Genomic DNA, 14,122 nt, shown 5'->3' with positions numbered 1-14,122 from the left:
AAACATTCTCGCTTCGCTGCGAAACTGCGCGCGGAGGAAATACCCCGCCGCCCCGGGGCACCCTCCTGCGCGCAATCAGCCCGTTGTTTAAAACGGAATAAAGGTTAGTGAGGCCCTGGCCGTTTGGCCAGGGCCTCGTTTTGTTAGTCTTTTTGGGACGGGGCTTTTTGACTACTTTGAGGGTGCGCAGGCAGGGCGGCGAAAGTAGCTAAAAAAGCCCCGTCCCAAAAAGACTACCCGCGCCAAATGAGCTAGTTGAGGAGTTGGGCCATGGCGTTGACGAATTTTTGTACTTGGAGGGTTGGCTCGAGCGGATAGTGCAAAAAAACCGGCACCTCGCGGCCGCACAGGAACGGCACGCCTACAAAGGCCGGGTGTACGCCTGACCAAGCTCCGCAGGTGAGCACCGCGTCGCCCTTTTCCTCCGCCTCGTTAAAGAGCGCAAAGTCGAAGCTATCCACGTCGATCACGTCCACGCCGCCGTCGGCCAAAAGGTCGATGCGCAGGCTGTCCATGGCGTCGTTGCCGTGACGGAGCACGCGCAGGCGCATGCCCTCCAGGTCGGCAACTGTGATGCGCGTCTTGCGCGCAAGCGGGCTCGTGCGCGGCACATCAATATAAAACGGTACGTTGACGATAAGGAGCTTTTGGCAGGCATCACCCCAGCGTGGGGTAGAAAAACTCGATTGCACCACATCGACCTCGCGGCCCAAGCTGCGCATGACGGTCTCGCGCTCATCATAAAGGTCACTCACCGGCACAATCTCAAAGCGCAGTGACGGCTCCAGTTCGTGCACACTCGTCCACATCGACAGCGTCTGGCGCCCAGGGCACATCATCGACACGCCCAGGCGCACGGCACCGCCATCGCCCGCCGCGCGTCGGGCACGGCGCAGCGCGTCCTCGGACTGCCGCATGATCGAGCGCGCGTCGTCCACCAGCAGAGCGCCCGCCGGCGTCACCTTGACGCCCGAGTGCGAGCGTTCGAACAGCGTGATGCCGAACTCGGCCTCGAAGCCCGACACCTGCTTGACGAGCGCCGGAGTCGACACGCGCAATTGTGCCGCCGCACGCGAGAAGCTTCCCAGCTCCGCAGCGGCCGATATGGCCTCAAGTCGTCGATCGTACACGTCAATCTCCCGTTTTCGCGCCCGTGGCCACATGGTGCCACAGGAGGTTGTTTCGCAGGTCATGCGCTCAATTGAGAATAAACTGCATCGCACAGTGTAAACCTATGGTTAATGCCATTCTAACAAATATGCAATTCACCTGCGCAAATGCAAAGCATACGATAACCAGCGAAAACCACGTGGGTCGGTTAATGGGAGCGACCCACCGGGAGGCATAAGAAGGGAAGTTCCTATGAGCAATTGGCTTAAGCTCGAGGGCGATGTTTGCGCTGTGACTGGAGCGCTCGGCGGCATGGGCGTCGAGATTTGCCGCGAGTTCGCCCGCAATGGCGCTAACGTCGTCCTGCTCGACCTGGACGAGGAGAAGGTCAAGGCCGCTGCCGCCGACCTCGCTGCCGAGTTTGGCATCCACGCCGAGGGTTACAAGATGAACGCCACCGACGAGGCCGAGGTTCAGGCCGCCGTCGACGCCACCATCGCCGACTTCGGCCGCGTCGACGTTCTCGTCAACACCGCCGGCATCCTGCGCTTCGCCGCCATGGAGGACCTGCCGCTAAGCGACTGGGAGCAGGTGCTCAACGTCAACCTCACCGGCTACTTCATCACCTCGCAGCGCTTTGGTCGCGAGATGATCAAGGCCGGCCAGGGCCGCCTGGTGCACATCTCGACCGTTGCCAGCCACTCCCCCGAGACGTTCTCGGGCGTGTACAGCTCCACCAAGGCGGGCGTCAACATGATGTCCAAGATGCTCGCCGCCGAGTGGGGCCCCTACGGCGTCCGCTCCAACTGCGTCGAGCCTTGCTTCGTTAAGACCCCGATGTCGACCAACTTTTACGCCGACCCCGAGGTCGAGAAGAGCCGCAGCCGCCTCATCGCCACGCGCCGCATCGGCGAGGTCAGTGATATCGCCAACGCCGTCATGTTCTTGGCGTCCAAGCGCTCGGACTTCACCACCGGCGACGCCATCAAAGTCGACGGCGGCTTCTCCAATATGATGGGCGACCTCACCGCCAAGCCCGGCGGCCGTCGAGCCTTTGCCGACAACTACCTCAAGAACAAGGGTGTCGAGCTTTGGTCCGACGAGTCTGGCGTCGCAAAGCCCACTGACCAGTAAACCAGCCTGACAGGGAGGCCCCGCGGACGTGTCCGCCCCTCCCCCGCATCGATTAGAAAGAGTCCAATGGCTTCCACCAACTCCAACAAGGGTCGCGCCGTCGTGCTTTCCGCCGCGTGCGTCACCATGTTCTTCATCAGCTCCATCGCTCTGTATTCCGTCGTGAGCAAGAACCTGCTCGCCGTCTACCCCGAGTGGTCCAGCGCCCTTACCTGGGCTTTCCCGGTCTTTCAGACCATCATGGCCGTGACGGGCATCTTCGCCGGCCGCATCTCCGATAAGATCGGCCCCCGCAACGTCGTGATTGCCGCCGCCGTGTGCTACGGCGTGGGCTGGTTCATGTCCGGCACCGTCACTGAGCCGTGGCAGTTCTACCTGTGGTTCTCGCTCGTCGCCGCTATCGGCAACGGCCTGGGCTACAACCCCGCGCTCACCACGGGCCAAAAATGGTTCATCGACAAGAAGGGCCTCGCCTCCGGCATCACCCTGGCCGCTTCGACCGCCGGCCCCGCCGTGCTGTCCCCGGTGCTCGCCTCGCTGCTCATCCCGAGCCTCGGTATCTTTGGCGCCCTCAAGGCACTCGGCGTCATCTTCTTTGTGATGATCGCCGCCTCCGCCCTGTTCCTGAAGGCCCCCGAGGGCGGCTGGCTGCCCGAGGGTTTTGAGGCCCCCAAGGGCGGCGCACATGCCGGCACCTTCGGCGACCTCACCCCGGGCGAGATGGTCAAGACCCCGCGCTTCTGGGTCCTTATCGTCACCTTCGCCTTTGCCGCCACCGCGGGCACCCTGCTTGTGGGCAAGGTTGCCTCCATCGCCGCCGTCCAGCTCTTCGCCGACCCCACGAGTGCCGCGGCCGTCGCCCTCGGCGGCGTGGTCGTCTCCGTCAACACCTGCGCTAACCTGGTCGGTCGCCTTTCCTTTGGCCAGATCATCGACAAGATCGGTGCCTACAAGTCGCTGCTCATCAGCCTTGTCGTGACCATCGTCGCGCTCGTCATCATGTCGATGAGCTTTACGCAGAGCATGTTCTTTGTGGCGCTCGCTCTGCTCGGCTTTAGCTTTGGCGCCCTGCTCGTCATCTACCCGCCGCTCACCGGTGGCGCCTTTGGCACCAGCAACATCGGTGTCAACTACGGCATCATGTTTTTGGGCTACGCCGCCTCTACCTGGATCAGCCAGCCCATCACTGCCGTGCTGTATCACGCCGAGGCCGGCAGCGCCGCCTACCAGCAGTCCTTCTACGGCGCCATCGTGATCGCCGCCATCGCCGTCGTGCTCACCCTCTACATGATGGTCTCCGACAGCAAGAAGAAGTCCGCCTAGTTTTACCGATGTGACAAAGGGACTGTCCCTTTGTCACATTCCACCAGCCACCAGCATTAAGGAGTCGAAATGTCTGAGCTCAACCCCGTCCGCATTGCCGTCATCGGCGCCGGCGCCATGGGCCGCAACCACATCCGCTTTGTCACCGAGGAGCCCGAGGCCGAGCTTGTCGCCATCGCCGACGCCTTTGAGGGCGCCCGCGCCACGGCCGAGGCTGCCGGCGTGCCGTTCTTTACCGATCCCGCCCAGATGATGGACGAGGTCAAGCCCGAGGCCGTCATCATCGCCACCCCCAACGACCTGCACCTGGGCGTTGCCCGCGAGGCCATCAAGCGCAACATCGTGCCGCTGGTCGAAAAGCCGATCTCCAACGACCTCGAGGATGCCCAGGCTTTCGCCGCCGAGGCCGAGACCGCCGGCGTGCCCGTGCTCGTGGGTCAGCACCGTCGCCACAACCCCTTCGTCAACAAGGCCAAGGAGATCATCAAGTCCGGCGAGCTGGGCAAGCTCACCGTGTCGAGCTTCCACTACATGATCTATAAGAATGACGAGTACTTCGATGTCGAGTGGCGCCGCAAGAAGGGTGCCGGACCGATCTTGGTCAACCTGGTTCACGACGTGGACCTGCTCCGCTACCTGCTGGGCGAGCCCGTCGCCGTCCAGGGCATGCAGTCCAGCGCCGCCCGCGGTTTTGAGACCGAGGACTCCGCCGTGGTCAACGTCCGTTTTGCCGATGGCGCGCTTGCGAGCATGACCATCTCCGACGCCACCGCCAGCCCCTGGAACTGGGAGGCAACCGCTCGCGAGGATCCGCAGTACCGCCCCTTCGACGCCGACGCCTACTTTATCGGCGGAACCTTGGGTGCCCTTTCGCTGCCCCGCCTGCATCAGTTCTCCTACGACGGCGCCTCCAACTGGCACAAGCCGCTGCAGATGGAGATTCCGGCCGTCGACCCGGCGCTGCCGCACAAGATGCAGCTCAAGCACTTTGTGAAGGTCGTCCGCCGCGAGGTCGAGCCCGTCGTAACCCCCGCCGACAACGTCAAGACGCTCACGCTTCTCAACGCCATCAAGGAGGCCGCCGAGACCGGCCAGCTCGTCGAGCTGTAGCACCTTAGGACAGGCCGCGGCAGAAACCCCATGCCGGGCCCCTCGGTCCGCCACAAATAAGCCCCTCTTCTTTGCCCCGCGAGCAGCTTCCTGCCCGCGGGGCATTTTGCTACGTTGCCAATGATTTTTCTGGGACGGGGGACTTTTTGCACCTTAGCTTGATTCGTTCGCCACGAAATGTGCCTATCTACTACGTTTAACCAATCACCCTCAACCATACAGAATTTCGCGAAATAAAAACCGCAGGTAAACGGCTTGCGCATTTTCGGAAAACCGGGGGATGGTCGACCCACACGGTTCAAACGTAGTAGATAGGCCGCTTTCGTGGTTCCGCGCCAAAACAGTCTTTTTTGGGCGAAGTGGCAGGTGGTATCCTTGGTAGCTCTGTGCTGCAAACGCACCTTAAACGCAAGGAGTCCCATGGATCTTATCGCCCAGCTCGCCCGCGAGCTCAACCTTAAGGCCGCCAACGTCGAGGCGGCCGTCAAGCTCATCGACGAGGGAAACACCATTCCCTTTATCTCGCGCTACCGCAAGGAAGCCACGGGCGGCATGGACGACGTCGCCCTGCGCGCACTCGACGAGCGCCTGTCCTACCTGCGCAATCTTGAGCAGCGTAAAGAGGACGTCATCCTGCTCATCGATGCCCAGGGCAAACTCACGCCCGAACTCGAGCAACAGATTCGCGAGGCCACACAGCTCCAGCGTGTCGAGGACCTCTACAAGCCCTACCGCAAAAAGCGCATGACCCGCGCGCAGAAGGCACGCGAGGCCGGCCTGGAGCCGCTCGCCAACATGATCATCATGCAGGCTTCGGCCAAGGGCAGCGCGCTCGACGCCGCCGCGGACTACGTCAACGAGGAGGCCGGCTTCGACACGCCCGAGAAGGCGCTCGCCGGCGCCGCCGACATCGTGGCCGAGACGGTAGCCGAGGACCCGGAGAACGTCGCCGACCTGCGCGCCTTTACGCAAAACACCGCCGACATCGTCGTCGAGGCCACCGACCCCGCCGAGAAGACTCCCTACGAGCCGTACTACAGCTATGACGAGCCACTGCGCCGTATACCCAACCACCGCGTGCTGGCTATCGACCGCGGCGAGCGCGAGGGCAAGCTCCGCGTGCGCGTGGACGTCGACGGCGCAGCCGCCACGGCACGCCTCGGCAGCCGCTGGCCCCGCCGCCAGGGCGTGTTTGCTCCCATCTTCGATGCCGCCATCGCTGACGGTTACAAGCGCCTCATGGCCCCCTCGCTGGAGCGCGAGGCCCGCGCCAAACTCACCGTTCGCGCCCAGACCGAGGCCATCAACGTCTTTGCCAAGAATCTCGAAGGCCTGCTCTCGGCACGCCCCGTGCGCGGCGCCCGCGTGCTCGCGCTCGATCCGGGCTACCGTACCGGCTGCAAGGTCGCCGTCATGGACGAGACCGGCAAGTTACTCGACCACGGCGTGGTCTACCCCACCAAGCCGCGCCACGACGTCGCCGGCACCAAGCGTGAGCTCGCCCGCCTCGTCAAGAAGAACGGCGTCAACACCATCGTCATCGGCAACGGCACCGCCAGCCGCGAGACCGAGGAAGTCGTCTCGGAGTTTATTGCCGAGCAGGCGCCCAGCCTTCGCTACACCATCGTCAACGAGGCGGGCGCGTCGGTGTACTCCGCCTCCGAGCTCGCGAGCCAGGAGTATCCCGATCTGGATGTCACCGTGCGCGGCGCCATGAGCCTGGGCCGCCGCCTGCAGGACCCGCTGGCAGAGCTCGTCAAGATTCCGCCCCAGTCCATCGGCGTTGGCCAGTACCAGCACGACCTTGACCAGGCCGAGCTTTCGCGCACCTTGGGCCACGTGGTGGAAGACGTCGTCAACCGTGTGGGCGTCGACGTCAACACCGCGAGCGCAAGCCTGCTGGGCTACGTGTCGGGCATTACGCCGAGCGTGGCCAAGAACATCGTGGCATACCGCGAGGAAAACGGCGCCTTTACCGATCGCCGCCAGCTCAAGAAGGTCCCCAAGCTGGGACCCAAGGCATACCTCAACGCCGCGGGCTTCCTGCGCATCAGCGGCGGCAAGAACCCGCTCGACGCGACAAGCGTCCACCCCGAGAGCTACGAGGTGGCCACGTCCGTCTTGGAACGCGCCGGCGTGGCGGCCAGTGAGCTCAGCCGAGGCGGCGTGCCCGATATCGAGCGCCGCCTGGGCAGCATCTCGGCGCTGGCAAGCGACCTGGACTGCGGCACCCTCACGCTCATCGACATCGTCAACGAGCTCAAGAAACCCGGCCGCGATCCGCGCGACGATGCGCCCGAGGTGGTCTTTAGCCGCTCGGCGCTTTCCATCGACGACCTGGAACCCGGCATGGAGCTCAAGGGCACGGTGCGCAACGTTGTCGATTTTGGCGCCTTCGTCGACGTAGGCGTGCACCAGGACGGCCTCGTACATATCTCCAAGCTGGCCAACCGCTTCGTCAAGCACCCGAGCGACGTGGTGCGCGTCGGCGACACGGTCAAGGTGTGGGTCGAGAAGGTCGATCGCGACCGCAAGAAGATCTCCCTCACCATGGTGCAAGGAAAGTAAACCGCCAAAGCGGATATCCCCTCTTCGCGGCAAGTGTCGCAAAGAGGGCGGGCGTTCCCCGCGCTCTTTGTCCCTTCGGCAAAGTGGGGTATACTGTCCGCAGTGTGAAAAGCCTTCGGGCTTTTAGCGGCTGCGGGTACCTGTACCTACAGCCGCATTTTTCGTTTTGGAGGAACGATCATGAAGGAGCGCCCGCTCATCCCGGCAGAACAACAGGTCGCCCACCTCGCAGAGCGGGGCGTCCGCTTCGACATAATGAGCCCCAAGGATGCAGTCGCGTTCCTCCGCGACAAGAACTTCTTCTTCAAGGTCAAGGCGTTTGCGAAGTGCTTCTCAACGTATCGTAGCCCCGCGTCGGAGGGCTACGGACGCTACGTCAACCTAGACTTCGCCTACCTCACCGAGCTCACCAGACTCGACCACCACCTCCGCGAGCACATCCTCTCGATGACGCTTGACATCGAGCACTACATGAAGGTCCATCTAAACCGGACGATGATGGACGACGGCGCCGACGGGAAGGAGGTCCTCGACCTCCTTTTCGCCCACGAAAGGCTGCGTAAGGAGAGGATGCTGGAGGAGCGGTTCGATCCAAGCGGGTCAGAAGCCACCGTCGAGAGGATGAAGGCCATCGCCGACCGGCTAGATGGGGTGGGCGGCAGCGATCGGGTGATGCTCTTCCTCGAGATGCTCCACATCGCCGAGGATCAGACTTTGGGGATAGACCCGGAGCACCTCGAGCGCAGCGTCTCGTACCTCGGAGACTCGAACTACACCCGGGACCTCGCGAATAAGTACGGCAGACGCGAGGACATGTACGTCTGGAACTACCTGGAACTCGTCTCCTTCGGGGGAATCATCGCGCTTTACAAGTTCTACTTCTACGACCTCAGGAGGGAACGCAGCCAGGAGGCCGAATCCGTCAAGCAGCTCCTGTTCCCCGTGAAGGCCCTGCGCAACGCGGCCGCTCATAACGGCAACGTTCTGAACACGATCGGGCAGCGTCTACAGAAGCCCGTCGGCTCCATCGCGACGGCCGCGCGGGAGGAGCTCGGAATCGACCAGGAGCTCGTCGCCCTTACGAAGCGCTTCCCCGTCATCCACGACTTCACCGCACTCGTGCTCTGCTTCGATAGAATTGTCAGCGATGCGGACGCGAGGTCGGAAAAGGCGGCAGGCCTGCGCACCCTGCGCGAGCGCTTCCTTGAGCACGCCGACTATTTCGAAAAGCAGATCGAGCTTGACCGAGGAATCAGGATGCTGGGGGAAGTCATGCGCTCGGGAGCCGATGTCATCTCTTCGAGCTCCCTATAGCTCTTCAGCCCCCTAATAGCCCCTTACCATTTGGGCCCCGCTCGAACAGAGTAGGTTCGAGTAGGTTCGAGCAACTCAGCAGCAATCCGACTACCCGCTGCATGAAAACCGCAGCTCAGACGCATGACATGCCGTCCCATGAAGCAGCGGGTTCGGGTAAGAGTACGTCCGAGTGGTCAGAGTAGGGCCCGACTTCCCCCTCTTGGCGACGTGCAAAATCGCGAATATTCAGCATCTCTCGATAGCCCCGCGGTGCCTCAGAGAGCCATAAAAGCAAAAACGGCCCCCGTTTTAGCGTCAATTAGAGCCAAAACGGGGGCCGTTCCGTGCTTCAACCAGCTGGTAAAAGCCTTTACCGTGCTGAATATTCGCGATTTTGCACGTCGCCGCAGGGGGTACCCTTGCTTACGGCAGGATATGGAAGCCCAGAGCGGCGATATCCTTGGCAAATCCGCGCACGGTATCGAGCGAGACCTCGTACGGGTCACGTCCGATGTTCTTGCGCTTGGCCAGGATACTGTTGGGCACCGTGATGATCTGGCAACCGCAGGCCTCGGCCTGGTAAATGTTGATGAGCTCGCGCGTGGACGCCCACAGGACCTCGCAGTTTGGCTTGGCGGCGGCCTTCTTGACCGACTCCGTCATAAACGGAATGGGATCGACGCCGGTGTCGGCGATACGGCCGGCAAAGAGCGAGATGATGGACGGCGTCTCGGCGTCAACGGCCTCGACCATCTCGTCGACCTGCGCGGGCGTGAAGATGGTGGTGACGTTGACCTTAATGCCGTCGGCGGAAAGCTTGCGCACCAGCTCGGCGGTGGACTCGCCCTTAGTGGTCACGCACGGAATCTTGACGTAGACGTTCTCGGCCCAGGTAGCGATCTCGCGTGCCTCGACCTCCATGGTCTCTACGTCGTCGGCATAAACCTCAAACGAAACGGACACATCGGTGATGTGGGCCAGGACCTCCTTGGCAAATGCGCGGTAATCCGTCACGCCGCCCTTCTTCATAAGGGACGGGTTGGTTGTGAAGCCCTGAACGTTGCCGTTCTCGTACATGTCGAGCATGCCCTCGAGGTTTGCACCGTCAGCGAACACCTTGATTGCCATCTGCCTGATTCCTTTCGCTTGCACATGGGCGTTAAACTGCTAAACACTTTACCTACGTTTATCAAGGCGTGAGCTGCGGGTTTTCATCTTCTCGGCGAACGGTTTTGCAGTTTTACCATTTTTATATCGACACCCCAGCGGCAAAACGTTTTTGCTGATCATCGCGGTTGATTCCGTTCGCGGCGCAGAGACAGCGCTTCACCGGTGCGTTTTCACAACCAGTCCAAAACAAAAAGCGGTGACGCCTCATTTGAGACGTCACCGCTTCCGTGTAGGAGCCGGTTATCGGAGCTCCGCCCGATTAGGGCTTAACGTATGCCTGGATTACTCTTCCTCAACGTGATTGATCACAGCACCCTTGGTGTGGATGAAGTTGGGAACGAAGGCGACGATCAAAAGGACAGCGAGAATCGCGTAGACACCGGTGGTACCGAAGGCCTCGGCAGCGCGGCCAAGCGTAATGCCAATGACGGAGAAATCAAAGTCGCCGAACGTAGTGTTCTTGAAGCCAAAGACGTCAAGAACGGGCAGGAGCAGGGCCGGGGCAAAGGTGATGAGCAGGCCGTTGACGAAAGCGCCAAGAGCTGCGCCCTTGCGACCGCCGGTAGCATTGCCGTAGATGCCCGCGGTAGCACCGCAGAAGAAGTGAGGAACCATGCCCGGGATGATGAAGATGCCCAGGGTAGCGCCCACGATGAACATACCGACCACGCCACCGATAAAAGAAGCGACAAAGCCGAGGATGACGGCGGTGGGAGCATAGGGGAAGAAGACGGCGCAGTCGACGGCGGGGATGGCACCGGGGATCAGCTTGTTGGAGATGCCCTGGAAAGCCGGGACCAGGTCGGCAAGGATCATACGAACGCCGTTATAGACGATGGTGACACCAACGGCAAAGGACAGGGCACAGGTCAGGGCATAGACAATCACGTTGTCGCCGCCAGCGGTCTTGGTAACGACCGCAGGATCTGCGATGTAAGCGGCGAAAGCGGTAACCAGGTAGAAGAAGGCCATGGTAAGAGCCGTGGAGATGGTAGTGTCGCGCAGGAAGGCGAACTTCTCGGGAACCTCGATCTTCTCGGTGCTGTTCTCCTCGGCGTCCTTAGCAAAAAGCGTACCGACTGCAGCGGAGATGTAATAGGCGAGTGAACCGAAGTGGCCCATGGCGATTTCATCGCCATCGGTAACCTTCTCGGTGAAACGCTGACCAACGGCGGGAAGCATAGCGCTCACGAGGCCCAGGAACATGCCGCCCACGATGACAAGCTGGACATCCTGGAAGCCAGATGCCTGCAGAACGGCAGACAGCAGGCAGGCCATAAACATGCTGTGATGGCCCGTCAGGAAGATGTACTTAAACTTGGTAAAGCGGGCAATGATAATGTTCACGACATAGCCGAGAATCAGGATCATCATGGTCTGAACGCCGAGGACGCTCTGAGCCATCGAAACGACGACCTCGTTGTTGGGCACGACGCCGGTGATGTGGAAACCGGTCTCGATGAAGGTACCCAGCGGAGCAAGGTTCTCCTGAACAACAGCGGCGCCGGCGGACAGCATGATGTAACCAAGAATGGGCTTCAGGGTGCCCGTCATCACCTTGTGGGCAGGACGCTTAAGCGCGACAAGGCCCACAAAGGCAAATAGACCCATAATCCACGCTGGCTTGGTCAGAATCGATTGGATAAACTCAAGTATGGGAAGGATGGCTTGCATCTGCGCTTCCTTTCTCTCTAACGTGGGCGCGTTTCCCTCTTCCACAGGGAACCGCCCTTTTTTGTGCCGCTTTAGGCGTTAGCGGCGGCCGCCTTGATTGCCTCGAGGGCGTCTTCGCGGATCTTCTTCTTGTTCACATAGCTGCGAACGATCACAACGTTGCCGTGGAGCTCGGGGGCGAGTTCTTTAACGGTGATGAACAGATCCGGATTTGCGGAAGAAGCACCGTTCAGGTCCATAGACTCAACGTCGGCCTTGATGCCCTCCTCCTCGCAAAGCTCCTCGACTTTGCCAGCGAGCATCAGGCTGGACCCGATGCCGTTTCCGCATACGGTGATGATATGCATGGCAACCTTCCTCTCCTACACGTGACGGTTTTCCGTCTATCCAAAAGCGGCGACGCATCGCCGTGCCATTAAGGCCTAAAAGAATGAACGCATGGTCTCCAAAACCTGCTCGGGCGTATCGCATGCGCTGAGCTTGGCAACGCAGTCCTCGTCCTCGAACATCTGCGAAAGCTCCGCCAAGCAGCCAAGATGAGCCTTGGGGTCGGGTGCGCAAATACCCACGAGCACGTGAACCGGATCGAAATCCTCGTGTCCAAACGCAATGGCAGGGTCAAGCGTGACGATACAGATCCCCGCTTCACTCACATTGCCATCTGCCTGAGCGTGGGGCATGGCGATGCCCTCTTCCAAGACCATATAGGGGCCGAATTTGTGAACCGATGAAATCATGGCGTCAACATAGCTCTGGTCGCATTTGCCAGCGTCTACGAGCAACTTACCGCATGCCTTGATCGCTTCCTCCCAGTCGGAGGCCTCGACGTGGCAGGCAACAAGCTCGGGCTTAAGAAGATCGGTCAGCATGCTCGTCCCCTACTCCTCGGGCAGGATATGAAAACCAAGCGCCTGAATGTCGCGGGCAAAGCCCTTGACCGTATCAAGCGAGTACTCAAGCAAATCTTTCCCGAAATTCTTGCGCTTGGCAAGAAGGGCATTGGGGACCGTAATGATCTGACAGCCAACGGACTCCGCCTGGAAGATATTGAGGACCTCGCGCGTAGACGCCCAGAGAACCTCGGCAGCAGGCTTAACGGCAGCCTTCTTTACGGACTCCGCCATGAGGGGCAGCGGATCGACGCCGGTATCGGCAATGCGACCGGCAAAGATGGACAGAATAGAGGGGGTCTCGGCAGAGACGGCATCGACAAACTCGTCGACCTGCTCGGGCGTGAAGATAGTGGTGACATTCACCTTGATGCCGTCGGCAGAAAGGCGCTTGACCAGAGCGGCAGTGGACTCACCCTTGGTGTTGAGCGCCGGGATCTTAACGTAGACGTTGTCTGCCCAGGTTGCGATCTCGCGAGCCTCGGCTTCCATACCCGCCTCGTCGTCGGCGAATACCTCAAAAGAGACCGACACATCAGTAATGTGCTCAAGAACCGTCTTGGCAAAAGCGCGGTAGTCGGTCACGCCGCCGGCCTTCATAAGGGAAGGATTGGTCGTGAAGCCCTGAACGTTGCCATTGTCATGCATGTCAAGCATACCCTCGAGGTTAGCGCCGTCGGCAAACACCTTGATCGCCATGTTCGGTCCTTTCTCATCTAACACTATTGCTATCGAAAGCCTTCTTCTTTGTTTCAAAAGCTTTTCGGTTTTCTTTTATAAACCATTTCAAAAGCTATCGAAAGCTCAATTGTCAACTTTCCGTGAACGGTCGAATATCGGGCGTGAACGTACTTCTTTTGGGCGGCACCTTCAGAATGAGACTCTTTATAGCCCGTTTACGTGCGAACTATCTGCTACGCATGCATTTGTGACATGCCATTCCGTTCTTTTGATTCATTCGAATTTGCCTTGTTCTTTTCATATCGATACGTTATATTTCGATTACGAAAGGCGCATCTTTTACCTTTTGTTCAAAAGGAGCGGCATATGGCATCTACTTCAGACCTTTCACCGGCCGAGCGTCAGCGATTTATCATGAACTGGCTGGCCGAAAAGCCAAATATCTCGGTATCCGACATCGTTCGCCGTTTTTCGGTTTCGGAAGTCACCGCACGGCACGACCTCATCTCGCTGGAATCCGAAGGCAAGCTGCGTCGCGTACGCGGCGGAGCGGTATCGCTTTCTCGCTCCAACGCAATCTCGTATCCCGAGGAGCGCATCAATGTCCAAGTCGAGGCCAAGGAGGCCATCGCCGCAACCGCAGCAACTCTTGTTGATGATGGCGATGTTCTGGTAATTGATATCGGCACCACAGGCTTTTACTTCGCTAAGGCACTCATGGACAAGCGTGAGATCACCATTATCACCGGCGATCTTGCAATCGCGAACTACGCCAGCTTCAATCTCCCCAATGCTTCGGTAGTGCTGCTGGGCGGCTCCGTGCGCAAGGGCCACCTCTATCTCGCGGGCGCACTAACGCTCGACTGCATGAGCAAACTACATGCCGACAAGGCGTTTGTCAGTGCCGACGGATTCCACCCCGACCACGGTTTTACCGTCGAGCACGACTTCTCGGCCATGATCAAGCATATGTACCTTATCAACTCAAACCAGGGCTACATGATGGTTGACCAGGGAAAGTTCAATAAGACCAGTTTTTATCAGTCCGCGCAGATCGATGACCTCGACGGCATCATCGTTGATGGAGACGACGAGGGCATCATGACGGCGGCGATCGAGAGCAGTCGCAGTCATCCCAAGCTCTATATTGCAAAATAGCTCAAATG

The 14,122-nt window shown here is 60.1% G+C and carries 12 protein-coding genes; 6 read left to right on the top strand and 6 right to left on the bottom strand.

Annotated features, from left to right (window positions below; all coding sequences use genetic code 11):
- Nucleotides 1-251: 251 nt before the first annotated feature.
- Nucleotides 252-1,130, bottom strand: coding sequence for a LysR family transcriptional regulator (locus tag DW899_RS05765; RefSeq protein WP_233539918.1), 879 nt, complete (start codon nucleotides 1,128-1,130; stop codon nucleotides 252-254).
- Between the two features lie 232 nt (nucleotides 1,131-1,362).
- Between DW899_RS05765 and DW899_RS05760 the strand changes: the two genes are divergently transcribed.
- The 5 genes from DW899_RS05760 to DW899_RS05740 all read left to right on the top strand — a co-directional run bounded on the left by DW899_RS05760 (nucleotide 1,363) and on the right by DW899_RS05740 (nucleotide 8,559).
- On the top strand, nucleotides 1,363-2,244 hold the full coding sequence (locus DW899_RS05760; protein WP_117800281.1) for an SDR family NAD(P)-dependent oxidoreductase: 882 nt from the start codon (nucleotides 1,363-1,365) through the stop codon (nucleotides 2,242-2,244).
- Between the two features lie 66 nt (nucleotides 2,245-2,310).
- Nucleotides 2,311-3,567 (top strand): MFS transporter, encoded by a 1,257-nt coding sequence (locus tag DW899_RS05755; RefSeq protein ID WP_117800280.1) that lies wholly within the window; start codon nucleotides 2,311-2,313, stop codon nucleotides 3,565-3,567.
- 69 nt (nucleotides 3,568-3,636) lie between these two features.
- Nucleotides 3,637-4,677, top strand: coding sequence for a Gfo/Idh/MocA family protein (locus DW899_RS05750; protein WP_117800279.1), 1,041 nt, complete (start codon nucleotides 3,637-3,639; stop codon nucleotides 4,675-4,677).
- A 420-nt stretch (nucleotides 4,678-5,097) separates the two neighbouring features.
- Complete coding sequence (locus DW899_RS05745) at nucleotides 5,098-7,245, top strand: Tex family protein (RefSeq protein WP_117800278.1); 2,148 nt, start codon at nucleotides 5,098-5,100, stop codon at nucleotides 7,243-7,245.
- 180 nt (nucleotides 7,246-7,425) lie between these two features.
- Nucleotides 7,426-8,559 carry an Abi family protein gene (locus tag DW899_RS05740; protein ID WP_117786803.1) on the top strand — a complete coding sequence of 378 codons (1,134 nt, stop codon included), beginning with the start codon at nucleotides 7,426-7,428 and terminating at the stop codon, nucleotides 8,557-8,559.
- Between the two features lie 405 nt (nucleotides 8,560-8,964).
- Here DW899_RS05740 and DW899_RS05735 read toward each other — a convergent pair whose 3' ends face one another.
- From DW899_RS05735 to DW899_RS05715, 5 genes are all read right to left on the bottom strand, one after another.
- A complete protein-coding gene (locus DW899_RS05735) occupies nucleotides 8,965-9,669 on the bottom strand; it encodes a transaldolase (protein WP_199569339.1) in 705 nt (234 codons plus the stop codon).
- A 324-nt stretch (nucleotides 9,670-9,993) separates the two neighbouring features.
- Nucleotides 9,994-11,385, bottom strand: coding sequence for a PTS ascorbate transporter subunit IIC (locus tag DW899_RS05730; protein ID WP_117635569.1), 1,392 nt, complete (start codon nucleotides 11,383-11,385; stop codon nucleotides 9,994-9,996).
- 71 nt (nucleotides 11,386-11,456) lie between these two features.
- On the bottom strand, nucleotides 11,457-11,732 hold the full coding sequence (locus DW899_RS05725; protein WP_022094539.1) for a PTS sugar transporter subunit IIB: 276 nt from the start codon (nucleotides 11,730-11,732) through the stop codon (nucleotides 11,457-11,459).
- Nucleotides 11,733-11,807: 75 nt separating this feature from the next.
- Nucleotides 11,808-12,254, bottom strand: a complete 447-nt coding sequence (locus DW899_RS05720; RefSeq protein ID WP_117564351.1) for a PTS sugar transporter subunit IIA — start codon at nucleotides 12,252-12,254, stop codon at nucleotides 11,808-11,810.
- Between the two features lie 9 nt (nucleotides 12,255-12,263).
- Complete coding sequence (locus DW899_RS05715) at nucleotides 12,264-12,974, bottom strand: transaldolase (protein ID WP_117564350.1); 711 nt, start codon at nucleotides 12,972-12,974, stop codon at nucleotides 12,264-12,266.
- A 348-nt stretch (nucleotides 12,975-13,322) separates the two neighbouring features.
- Between DW899_RS05715 and DW899_RS05710 the strand changes: the two genes are divergently transcribed.
- Complete coding sequence (locus DW899_RS05710; RefSeq protein ID WP_158566577.1) at nucleotides 13,323-14,114, top strand: DeoR/GlpR family DNA-binding transcription regulator; 792 nt, start codon at nucleotides 13,323-13,325, stop codon at nucleotides 14,112-14,114.
- Nucleotides 14,115-14,122 lie beyond the last annotated feature (8 nt).

This window comes from Collinsella sp. AM41-2BH (genome assembly GCF_003468085.1).
In the GTDB taxonomy this organism is placed as follows: domain Bacteria; phylum Actinomycetota; class Coriobacteriia; order Coriobacteriales; family Coriobacteriaceae; genus Collinsella.
This window is presented reverse-complemented; position numbering and strand designations above follow the sequence as displayed.

Bases quoted from the DNA above. Each gene is read 5' to 3' on its own strand.
- DW899_RS05755 (WP_117800280.1), top strand. From the start codon at position 2,311: ATGGCTTCCACCAACTCCAACAAGGGTCGCGCCGTCGTGCTTTCCGCC.
- DW899_RS05760 (WP_117800281.1), top strand. From the start codon at position 1,363: ATGAGCAATTGGCTTAAGCTCGAGGGCGATGTTTGCGCTGTGACTGGA.
- DW899_RS05730 (WP_117635569.1), bottom strand. From the start codon at position 11,385: ATGCAAGCCATCCTTCCCATACTTGAGTTTATCCAATCGATTCTGACC.
- DW899_RS05715 (WP_117564350.1), bottom strand. From the start codon at position 12,974: ATGGCGATCAAGGTGTTTGCCGACGGCGCTAACCTCGAGGGTATGCTT.
- DW899_RS05745 (WP_117800278.1), top strand. From the start codon at position 5,098: ATGGATCTTATCGCCCAGCTCGCCCGCGAGCTCAACCTTAAGGCCGCC.
- DW899_RS05750 (WP_117800279.1), top strand. From the start codon at position 3,637: ATGTCTGAGCTCAACCCCGTCCGCATTGCCGTCATCGGCGCCGGCGCC.
- DW899_RS05740 (WP_117786803.1), top strand. From the start codon at position 7,426: ATGAAGGAGCGCCCGCTCATCCCGGCAGAACAACAGGTCGCCCACCTC.
- DW899_RS05725 (WP_022094539.1), bottom strand. From the start codon at position 11,732: ATGCATATCATCACCGTATGCGGAAACGGCATCGGGTCCAGCCTGATG.
- DW899_RS05735 (WP_199569339.1), bottom strand. From the start codon at position 9,669: ATGGCAATCAAGGTGTTCGCTGACGGTGCAAACCTCGAGGGCATGCTC.
- DW899_RS05720 (WP_117564351.1), bottom strand. From the start codon at position 12,254: ATGCTGACCGATCTTCTTAAGCCCGAGCTTGTTGCCTGCCACGTCGAG.
- DW899_RS05710 (WP_158566577.1), top strand. From the start codon at position 13,323: ATGGCATCTACTTCAGACCTTTCACCGGCCGAGCGTCAGCGATTTATC.